At 39.2% G+C, this 1,412-nt stretch carries 1 protein-coding gene; it reads left to right on the forward strand.

Annotated features, from left to right (window positions below):
- Positions 1–1,412 (forward strand): VirB4 family type IV secretion system protein (locus RM529_RS17360; protein WP_311485999.1); only part of this gene is annotated, 1,412 nt, incomplete at both ends.

The following is a 1,412-nucleotide window of genomic DNA, read 5'->3' on the forward strand; positions in this document are numbered from 1 at the left end:
ACTTCTGACGATTTTGTGTTTCACCAAGGGTTTATTGATGGTCTAGGGCTTACGCTTAACGAAAACCACATTGTCAACCAAATCCTATATCTCGATGACAAACAGAAGTGGCGCAAGCTACTGGATAAAAAGATTGAGGAACTCAACAAAAGTTCCAACTTCGGTTCACAGAATAAAGTGGTTCTTGGTAAAATCCAGCACATCCTTGACCAAATCAATGCCGATGACAATGCCAGAATTATCCGTGGTCATCTGAACATTGTTTATTGGGCAAAGGAAGCCAAAGAACTTGATAAAATTACTTCAAAAATAAAGACTGAATTTAAGGAATTGGACATCATCCCATACTATCCAAGAGGCGAAGAACGCAAAAATTATATTCTAAACAGTTACTGCTGTTTCTCTTCCAATTTCTCAAACAACGATTTATACGTAACCGATTTGAAACACGCACTTTGCCTGTTTATCAATAATACCAATTACAAAAGCGATAACACCGGAATCATCTTTAATGACCGAGAGCATAACATTCCTGTACTGAAGGATGTTTGGGATGAAAAAAAGAAACGTATCAAGGCAAGGAACTTTGCCATTTTTGCGCCAACGGGTGAAGGTAAATCCTTTTTGGCCAATAACATCTTGCGTCAGTATTTTGAAAGTGGTGTTCGTCTCGTCATTATAGACTTGGGTGGTTCATACACCAAGTTCGCCAAACTCTATCCTGAAAAATACACGGTGCTTCGCTACGAAAGCGGCAAAAACTTAGGTATCAATCCCTTTTACATAAGTGATGCGAATGACCTGACACCTGAGCGGCTGGAAGATCTATCCGTTTTTTTGTTTGAACTTTTCGCTTCAGATTTAAAAGTGACCAAAGCACAATCAGTATCGGTCAAAAAGATACTGCGCCATTATTACGATAGCACTTCAGAAAATCACTCGTTGGATGGTTTTTACAGCTTTATAGAAAGGAATCAGAACGACCTTCTGAGCACCTTAAAAATCCATCCCGACTATTTCAATGTCACGAGTTTCTTGCACGTAATGTCCGAATATGTCGGCGATGGTCTATATAGTTTCCTGTTTGAAGTAAGCGAAGACCAGACCTATAAAATTGAAGATAAGCAATTGATTGTTTTTGAACTGGATGAAGTAAAAGATAACAAGGAAATCCTGTCCGTAATGCTCAAGCTCATCAAATCAGCTATTCAAAGAACCATCTGGAAGAACCGTGCTGAAAAGGGAATCATCCTCTTTGACGAGTTCGCCAAGCAACTGAAGTTTGAAAACGTGTTGGAAAGCGTGGAATTCTACTATCAAGCCATTCGTAAACAGAATGGTGCGATTGGGATTATTCTGCAATCCATAAATCAACTTCCGAACAATTCGACTTCTGCGAGTATTCTCGAAAA

The sequence above is a fragment of the Autumnicola edwardsiae genome, from assembly GCF_031846505.1.
GTDB classification, from domain to species: domain Bacteria; phylum Bacteroidota; class Bacteroidia; order Flavobacteriales; family Flavobacteriaceae; genus Autumnicola; species Autumnicola edwardsiae.